A 1,546-nucleotide genomic window follows, 5' to 3' on the forward strand; every position below is an offset into this window, starting at 1 on the left:
TCATTAGTGATTGTACTCACTTAACTCAGTGTCCAAAACTGCTGGTGCGGATCATCTTTGACGTTTTGGCATAAGAGGAGTTATCTGAAAGCAGGATTATGGGGGATCTACTCTAAGAAGGTTTTGTCCAAAAATGTTTCAGAAACAGTTTGTGGGAAGTTCAAGTCTGTAGAGCCATAAAGCTACATATTTGCTACATAAAAAATGATTTTAGGTTTATTTTATTTCTTAAGTTATTGAAATTAAATTGATATTCAACTTTTTGATTTCCCCTTAATAGGGCGTTAGGTACCAAATTGTAGATTTCTTCAACACTATTGATATTCAACAATACACTGAGGCTTTTGATGCTTATACTCTCTAGCGATGGGTATATGCTGTCTATATGTAATCTAAAAGCCTAAGGAGAATCCAATGGTAAAAACTTGGTCAAGTGAGTCCTCTTCAGATAAGTCTTGTAGCAAATGCGGTTCTATTTACTCTGTAACTATGCATCGCTTTCCAACTCGTGATAATGACACATTCAACTGTCAAGTTTGTGGCAACTTAATGGATTCATGGAATAGTACTACCTGCCCAATGTACGAGTTAAAACTAAGAAAAGAACTTACAGAATAACGCACATCTAGCTAAGTATTTTTGATGGGTTCAAACGCCTTGTATTAGTCGTTTGAATCCACTTTTGCGGTTACGGTGATCACTCTGAATTAAGGTAGGCGTTTTGTCCTCCCCTTACCACGCTGCATGGTTAGTTGATATAAATAGAAAATGTAGGCTTAGAATGAGATTAGATAATAGGGAACTTCACGAGTTACTCACTGAAAAAGGAGTTACTCATTTTCATCACGCAAATACAGTGGCTACCTCAATTACGTTTATTGAGAATGATGGTTTGTTGTCTCGGGGAGATGTTGCGAGTAATGGACTTTTCCAAACTCCTCAAGCTTCTGACGAAGAAGATATCAGATTTGACGTTTGGGGTGATGTGTTCATTGATACTGTGGATCTCCATGGTTTATTTCCAAGACAAAACCTATATGGTCCAGTTTTGTTTAAATTTAACCTTGAGTTTTTGTTAAATGAAGATTTGCATATTTGGGTTACCAAGAATAACCCAATGTTTTGGAATGATAACTTAACGCAAGAGGATAAATATTTTCAAAGTGTGGATGAACTCAGAGAACGATGGGATGAGTTTGATACCCAGAGAAAAATGGTCACAATTAGAAAGCCTCAAAGACCAGTTTTGTTTCAATGTTTAGACGAGATTGTAATTGACAACCCTCAAGTTACAATAAGTGACGATATCAGCCTTAGAAGAGAGTCACAGAATGCGTTGTATCTTGCTACAGAGCAGCACCCTCAGCTAAGAAATTTAATTCGAGTGCGAGAATTGTTTTTGTACTCAAAATTACCTGAAAGACATACCTGTACCTGAGTTGGCTAGGCTGTTCTTACCTAGAAATCATTCGTACTTTGGCTAAAAGCACCTAACTAATAAGGATTAAGGTGTTGCGTAGCCAACACTAAATCCCAAGTGTTGAAC

At 37.0% G+C, this 1,546-nt stretch carries 1 protein-coding gene; it reads left to right on the forward strand.

The genetic code is table 11. The features are described from left to right. Positions 1 to 781 precede the first annotated feature (781 nt). Positions 782 to 1,438, forward strand: a complete 657-nt coding sequence (locus ACED28_RS23190) for a hypothetical protein (protein ID WP_371710855.1) — start codon at positions 782 to 784, stop codon at positions 1,436 to 1,438. Positions 1,439 to 1,546 lie beyond the last annotated feature (108 nt).

It is taken from the genome of Vibrio sp. 1F253 (genome assembly GCF_041439295.1).
Taxonomy (GTDB): Bacteria; Pseudomonadota; Gammaproteobacteria; order Enterobacterales; family Vibrionaceae; genus Vibrio; species Vibrio tasmaniensis_A.